This is a genomic window from uncultured Sulfuricurvum sp. (assembly GCF_937936435.1).
Taxonomy (GTDB): domain Bacteria; phylum Campylobacterota; class Campylobacteria; order Campylobacterales; family Sulfurimonadaceae; genus Sulfuricurvum.
The window spans coordinates 1-7,464 of the sequence record NZ_CALDDG010000045.1 but is presented as its reverse complement, the minus strand read 5'-3'; the positions used below and the strand labels follow the sequence as shown (position 1 = coordinate 7,464).

At 44.3% G+C, this 7,464-nt stretch carries 6 protein-coding genes and 1 pseudogene; 6 read left to right on the top strand and 1 reads right to left on the bottom strand.

Going from position 1 to position 7,464, the window contains the following annotated elements; translation table 11 throughout:
* The 3 genes from Q0389_RS05590 to Q0389_RS05580 all read left to right on the top strand — a co-directional run.
* Positions 1–1,108, top strand: a 1,108-nt coding sequence (locus Q0389_RS05590; RefSeq protein ID WP_298692518.1) for a methyl-accepting chemotaxis protein, incomplete at its 5' end; no start/stop codon positions are given.
* Positions 1,109–1,212: 104 nt separating this feature from the next.
* A complete protein-coding gene (locus tag Q0389_RS05585; RefSeq protein WP_298692516.1) occupies positions 1,213–2,496 on the top strand; it encodes a TrkH family potassium uptake protein in 1,284 nt (427 codons plus the stop codon).
* On the top strand, positions 2,493–3,143 hold the full coding sequence (locus Q0389_RS05580; protein WP_298692514.1) for a TrkA family potassium uptake protein: 651 nt from the start codon (positions 2,493–2,495) through the stop codon (positions 3,141–3,143). The genes Q0389_RS05585 and Q0389_RS05580 overlap by 4 nt, the downstream gene beginning before the upstream one ends.
* Before the next feature lie 2 nt (positions 3,144–3,145).
* On the opposite strand, the gene Q0389_RS05575 is transcribed toward Q0389_RS05580, so the two are convergent.
* The gene (locus tag Q0389_RS05575; protein ID WP_298692512.1) at positions 3,146–5,032 is read right to left on the bottom strand and encodes a PilZ domain-containing protein; all 1,887 of its coding nucleotides are present in this window, start codon (positions 5,030–5,032) and stop codon (positions 3,146–3,148) included.
* 130 nt (positions 5,033–5,162) lie between these two features.
* On the opposite strand from Q0389_RS05575, the gene gltX reads away from it, so the two are divergent.
* The 3 genes and pseudogenes from gltX to Q0389_RS05560 all read left to right on the top strand — a co-directional run.
* Positions 5,163–6,461, top strand: coding sequence for a glutamate--tRNA ligase (gene gltX / locus Q0389_RS05570; protein ID WP_298692510.1), 1,299 nt, complete (start codon positions 5,163–5,165; stop codon positions 6,459–6,461).
* Positions 6,458–6,745 (top strand): YggT family protein, encoded by a 288-nt coding sequence (locus tag Q0389_RS05565; RefSeq protein WP_298692507.1) that lies wholly within the window; start codon positions 6,458–6,460, stop codon positions 6,743–6,745. Before gltX ends, Q0389_RS05565 begins: the two co-directional genes overlap by 4 nt.
* Positions 6,742–7,464 (top strand): annotated as a pseudogene (locus Q0389_RS05560) (hypothetical protein); the annotation flags it as partial. The gene Q0389_RS05565 and the pseudogene Q0389_RS05560, both read left to right, overlap by 4 nt.

The following is a 7,464-nucleotide window of genomic DNA, read 5'->3' as shown; positions in this document are numbered from 1 at the left end:
TAACAAAGGAAAAATGAAACGCATCATTTTCAAAGAAGGATACAAAGGTGATTTCGAAGCCGCGTGCCCCGAACTCAATTGTGCTATCGCGACAATAGCCGAAGCATTCAAAGGAAAAATGCGTTCCGATCTCTCTCGTGAATTCGAAGTGATCAGCGGAGGAATTTCAAAAGGGCTGGAAATTATCCAGACCAATCTTCAAAATAACAGCCGTCATGCGACGTTGATTAACAATTCTTCAGCCGTTACGGCGCAGGAGTCGGCAGATAGCCAAGAGAATGTCAATACTATCGTTAGCGACATGGATCATCTTCAAGAAGTAATCTCGAATTCCAATAGGGCGATTATTTCACTGACCGAAAGAACACGTGACATCAGCACGGTCGCCGGTTTGATTAAAGACATTGCAGATCAAACCAATCTATTGGCATTGAATGCGGCCATTGAAGCAGCACGAGCAGGGGAGCACGGACGCGGTTTCGCCGTGGTTGCCGACGAAGTACGCAAATTGGCCGAGAGAACCCAAAAAGCGACTCAAGAAATTTCAATTACGCTGCATACACTACAGCAAGAAGCTAACGATATTCAAGCCAATTCGGAAGAGATTACGGAGATCGCGACCCGTTCCCAATCGGATATGAGTAGATTCAGAGAAAAATTGTGCGGATTTTCAAAAACGGCACACGATTCGACTAAAATGGCGAAATTTATTGCCGATTCGTTATTTGCTACACTGGTCAAAGTCGATCACATCATCTTTAAACATAATGCGTATTCGACCATTATAAATGAAAATGCCGAAAAAGCGGCACGATTTACCGATCATCACGGATGCCGTATGGGAGATTGGTATTATCGGGGAGAAGGAAAAATCCGATTTAGCGCGACTAAAGCCTATAAAGACTTGGAAGCACCGCATATCAGTCTGCACAAAGTGGTATTGGAGACTCTGCCGTGTACCAAGACGAAAGAGTGCCTAGCCTTGCACAATAAAGAGCGTATCATCAACAATATTACCTTTATGGAAGAAAACAGTGCCGTATTATTTAACCTGCTCGATCAAATGGTAGATGAGGCAAATCCGGAGATAAGGGACATCAGTGTATAAAAAAGTTATTCTTAAGTTGTTCGGGCGTAGCATTTCGCATTCGTTCTAAAGGATTTCTCACGCATACCCAAGAAATAAAAATCATCCTTTTTAGCTTTATCGGTATGATCCTCTTAGGTACTGCCCTGCTCTCCCTCCCTTTTGCCCATAACGGCGAATTGAGATTTATAGACGCCTTGTTTACTTCGACGTCTGCGGTATGTGTGACAGGGTTGATCGTCAAAGACACCCCGGTAGACTTCACTCCTATGGGACAAGTCATAATTATGCTCCTGATCCAAATAGGCGGTTTAGGTTACATGACCGCTGTCACATTTTTTGCCGTGATGCGCCGCAAAAAAATCGGCTTCCGCGACCGCTTGATCCTTCAAGAATCACTTAATTACCCCGGAATGAGCGGGCTTGTCCGTTTTCTCAAAATTGTTTTTGCCGCTGTATTTTTGATCGAATTTATCGGAATGGTCATTCTTACGCTCCGTTTTTGGTGCGATATGCCGATCGGGAATGCCGCTTGGTTCGGTATATTTCATGCTGTCTCGGCTTTTAATAATGCCGGCTTTTCGCTCTTTAGCGACAATATGATGAGTTATCGGGGAGACACTGTCGTCAATCTGACTATTCCGGTATTGATATTGCTGGGCGGCTTGGGATACATCGTATTGCTTGAACTGTACCATTACCGCAAAAAAGAGGTACTACGCCTCTCTACACATACCAAAATCGTCTTAATCACCACAGCCGTTTTAACGGTTGCCGGCATGATTATGCTTTTGTCTCTTGAATGGGACAACCCTCAATCGTTCGGTTCTCTGAGTATCTACGATAAAATACTGGTAGCATGGTTTACCTCGGTCAATTACCGTACTGCCGGATTTAATACGATCGACATGTCGTTGCTGAGCGATTCGAACCTCTTTTTCTCGACCTTTTTCATGATGGTCGGGGGCAGTCCGGGCGGTACCGCAGGGGGGATAAAAACGACAGCGTTCGCATTGGCGCTGGTGGGTGTTTGGTTTACCCTTAGAGGCGATTCGAACGCTCATATATTCAGACGTTCCATCTCCGCGTATCAGATTAATAAATCGTATGCGATCATCTTTGTCGCCTCTTTTTATATATTGATTTCTACCGTTATCCTCTCGGAAGTAGAAAGATTGCCGTTTTTGCGGATATTGTTCGAAACCTGTTCCGCATTCGCGACGGTTGGACTCTCGACGGGTAACGGCGGTGTTTTAAGCTACAGTGCCCTTTTTAGCGATTGGGGGAAGTTTAATATCATTATATTGATGTTGATGGGACGCGTGGGCGTGTTTGCATTTACGATCGTCATCGTGGGAAAAGCGGCGCATAGCCGTATTAAATACGCAGAAGGAAAAATTGTCATATGAACAGTTATGCAGTACTCGGTTTAGGAAAATTCGGATTTCATGTTGCCAAAGGGCTTGCCCAACAGGGGATGAGCGTTATTGCCGTCGACAACGACGAAGAAAAAATTCGCGATATCAATGAATATGTGCAAGATGCCGTTGTCCTCGACTCTACCGATATTCGCGCACTCCAGGAAGCGGGAATCGGCCAATGCGATGTCGCCGTCGTCAGCATCGGAGAAGATATCGAAGCGAGCATTCTGACACTCATGGCCCTCAAAGAATTAGGTGTCGAAACCGTTATCGCAAAAGCAATTACACTCGTACACGGACAAATCCTCTCAAAGCTCGGCGCGGCGAAAGTAATCTATCCTGAAATGGAATCGGCAAAAAAAATAGTCAAAAAGATGGTGCAGAACATGCATTACGAGACCATCGACTTGTCGATTACGATGAAAATCGCCAAACTCACCGTCCCTTCGTTCTGGATCGGCATATCGGTCCTCTCCCCAATTTTCGAAGCGGAATTCGAAGTCAAACCGATCGCGTATAAACATCAGGGGATATGGTATACCTCTTTCGAGAACAACGATATTCTGGAATCGGGCGACATCTTAGTCGTTTTAGGAAACAGCTCCCATATTGAAGCGCTGAGTAAAAAGGTTTAACTCTACAACTTGTTGGCAATCATTTTGATCTCATTGATCAATGCCTGCTGACGGCTGTAGATATAGTCGATCAAATAGCTTTCAAACGGCTCCTGCAAATCGAGAACAACGACGATTTTAGTAAAATCGTCTCCCGGCTGTACATACTGCACCCTCCCCTCCACTACCATGTTTACCATTCCGTTATCCGCGCTTGCCAACGGAAGATTGAACTGAAGCAGCATTAAACTCTCAAGTTCGGGAGGAGATTTTAAAAGTTTGACCTGACAAGCGATCGATTTAATCGAAATATCTAAGATAGTACCGGACATAGAACTTTTTGCGGAAGTCATCGTCACATGCATTCGATGGTCGCTCTGAATCCGTATGTACTGACGGTTGTTTGCGGAAGCTTTTAGAGGGTGAAATTGCGATAGAACGCATATTTTTTTAGCGACGTCTACAATTTTGACGTTCGCCTGCAGATCGAAGGGGAGATTAGCAGCTTGTATCACCGTTTGTTGCTCCAGTTTCATCGCATATCCCTGTATTTTTTCAATGGCGATATAGACCATCCCGTCCGCCAATTTCACAATGCGTGCCGGAGTATTGATGCGAATTCCTTTGTAAAAATTGAGCAATTTGAGAGGAGCTTTACTCAGCATAAGCATCTCTAGATGGTGCAGAGCATCCCCTTTTTCCCCTTTGTTCGTATGAGCAGCGGATATTTCATGATGAGCCAAATTTTTTAGATCGGCTGAAAGGAGCTGTTTTTGCTGGATATGGTCGATTATTGAGATTGCTTTGTTCAGATCAACCCCCTCCAAATCGATCACGAAAGAGTCTAAAACAGGTACCGCGCCGTTTTTGGTGACATGGAGTGCCGCCTCTTTATGAAATCCTTCTAAGACGGTTTTAAACTCTTCGATCGTCGTATTGGATGAGATAAGAGTGTAAACATCTTTATGCCATTGTGCGATTTCGGCCTCTTTGCCGAAATGATTCTGCGCTAAAAGAACCAGTTCTTTACAAAGATCGTTGTAGACGTTTTCTCCGTTGTGTTGGATAATTTTCTCTGCATTTTCAATATGAATCATGACGATCGGTATCGATTCATCTTCGCTCGCGTGAATAACAAACGCGTCTTTGAGAAGCTCGATGAAACTCATGCGGTTCAAAAGCCGTTTTCCGCAATTTTGCAAAGAAGCATGAAGCGGAAGAAATCCAATGAGAGTTTCCCCCTCTTTCATCGGATAGGTATTGCACAAATATTCTGAATTGGCTGTATCTGATTTATCGGCTCGAGTGATAACTTTTTGGTTTGACCCCGGTGTATTTAGGATGGAAGTAATCTCTTCAGTGTTGATGTAAGGCTCGAGCTCGCTTAAGTGTGCGGCATTAAAATACCGGCGCATAGGTTCATTCGCATAAATGACTTTCCCGCCTTTATTAATAGCGAAAAGATAATTTGAGTGTTCCAAAATATAGCGATGATGCCCTTCGATGATCCCCTCGTTATGCTTTTTTATCAAAGAAGGGAATACTTTGAGCATTTCCGTTACGAAAGCTTCTTCCGTATTCGGTACATCCGAAGCGCTAAATGCACGAAGCGACAGTGCGCAACGAAGCATACGGGCATCCGAATGCCTTGTGGCGAATAGAATGCTTTCCAATCGCTGCACCGATCCTGTAACCGTTTTAAGCAATGCGGGGCTGACAACCTCTTCTGCCGTACAAAATATCAGCAGATGACACGTTAGAAGCTCCTCTGTCAGTTCAGAACTTTTGCGATAGGTTACTTTTTTAAAAAGCTGCTTGGCCACTTCGGAAAAAGGGAGCGCCATATTATCGTCATGAATCACTAGCAGATCAAAATATTTGGAATATTTTGCAATTTTTTGAATGGACACACTGTTGCCTGTTGTTTACGAATATTGTTTATTCTATCCTATTGTTTCATTTTACTCACTTAATGTCTCCCAAAGTTGGGTTAAATCACTTTTCGCTAAAATAGAGAAAAAAATTAGGAATCATTAATTAATGCTACGTTTTGCACCCAGTCCGACAGGAGAGATGCATATCGGAAACCTCCGTGTCGCACTTTTTAACTATATTTCAGCCGTTCAACGCGAAGAGCCTCTGCTGATCCGTATTGAAGATACTGACAAAGAACGCAGTATTCCGGGAAAAGAAAAAGAAATTTACGAAATACTCGCCCTATTCGGGATCGAACATCAGGAAGAACAGCTCCAAAGCAATAATGTCCGTTTTCACCGTGCGATGGCTTTGCAGTTGCTGCAGGATAAAAAAGCGTTTAACTGTTTCTGTACCCCCGAAACCCTCGAAACAAAACGAGAAAATGCTAAAGAGTCCAATACTGCCTATCGGTATGACGGTACCTGCGAAAATCTTCCTGCAGAACTCGTCATCGACAATCCGAATCCTTTTACGATCCGTTTGAAAAAACCGAGTCATCCGATTACCGTGACCGACATTATAAAAGGGGAAAGTACATTCGCCCCCGACGATATCGACAGCTTTATCTTGATGCATGCCGACAAATATCCGACCTATAATTTTGCATGTGCGGTAGATGATATGCTCGCCGATATCTCGTTGATCATCCGCGACGAAGACCATCTGAGCGATACCCCTAAGCAGATCGCGATTCATGAAGCATTGGGATATACTAAAAAAATCGAATACGCCCATCTCCCGATTATTTTGAACAATGAAGGCAAAAAGCTGTCCGAAGGTGACGACGCTTCAAGCGTCAAATGGCTTTTGGCAGAGGGTTTCCTACCCGAAGCGATCGCGAATTATCTCATCATGATGGGAAACAAAACGCCGAGCGAGATTTTCACTCTCAAAGAGGCTATCAAGTGGTTTGATCTTAAAACCATTTCCAAGGCTCCTGCCCGCTTCGATATCGATAAACTTAAATTTATCAATCGCGAACATCTGCGCGGATTAGACCCGAAAGAGCTCTCTCGCTATGTCGGTTTTGCCGATGAAGAGATCGGGCAGCTGGCAAAACTCTTTTTGGAAGAAGCCAGCACCCTCAAAGAACTGCGTCAGAAAGTCGGTGCCGTATTCGCGCCGAAGGTCGCACCGAACGAATACCAAGCGCAATTCGATACTTTGCGTAAATTGACCCAAAAAGCCCCACATTTTGACGATTATGAGTCGTACAAAGGGTATTTGATGGAACATAGCGGTTTAGAAGGGAAAAACCTTCTCAATCCGTTGCGTCTACTGCTCAGCGGTGCGGAACACGGGCCGGAGCTGAATGATTTATATCAGAACATTAAAAATTATCTGAAAGAGGTGGTCAAATGATGGGTGGAATCGTTTCGGGACTCGGCGGAATCGTTCATTCGCTTCTGACGGTCTATATTTGGGTAGTCATTATCGGTGCTCTTCTCACATGGGTCAGACCAGATCCTTATAATCCGATCGTTCAAATTATCTATCGTCTGACGGAACCGGCATACAGACTGATCCGAAAAATGATGCCCACCGTCTTTAACGGGCTTGATCTGGCACCTATAATTTTGATTATCATACTTCAAGTTTTGGATGTCATTTTAGTCAATCTCATCAATGCAGCGGTGTTAGGATGATCCGTTTAAGTCTAGCCGCACTTTTAGTCTGTATCAGTGCAGAAGCCATTACACTCGAACAGATCAGCGACAAACCGGCTTCGCGCGAAAAAAACTTTTTGATCTGGCAGTATCTTCACCAGGATATCAATGCCTCGGAAGCCTCCGATGCTTTTTACCAAATAGATAATGTCAATGAGCGTTTTTTATTCGATTACGCCAAGAAAACCGATGAGAATGAAATCCGCTATACCGCCGAGTGTATGCAAAAACAAGCATGTGATTTGCCGAGCGTCGAAAACGATGATTGTCTGTATCTCGGGCTCTCTCCGGCCAAAGCACTGGCACTTTCACCTGAAGAGAGAGAAGCCATTCGCAGTCGTCTTTCCGACAAATTCGGTGATGTGGAATGGCTCAGTACGATCAATCAGGAAAACTTTTTTTCCCCGTTAGGTGATCTTGGCGCATCGTTGAAGCTGTTTCTGATCTCGCCGGCTCCTTATCGCGAAGATCATTTCAATAAAACTATCAGTGACGAGGTGCTTGCTCAGCTGATTACGCTTAAAGGATTCGATTCGCTTGTCTATATTGCGGTAACGGATCCGAAAATGGATAAACTTCAAGAGTCTCTGGCTAACATAAGCGGAGGCTCTTACACGGCACAAACCCATTTTTTCCTGGCGATAAACGATATCCGTTTTTCACGAAATGAAAACGCCCTCTTCCATCTGCGTGAAGCA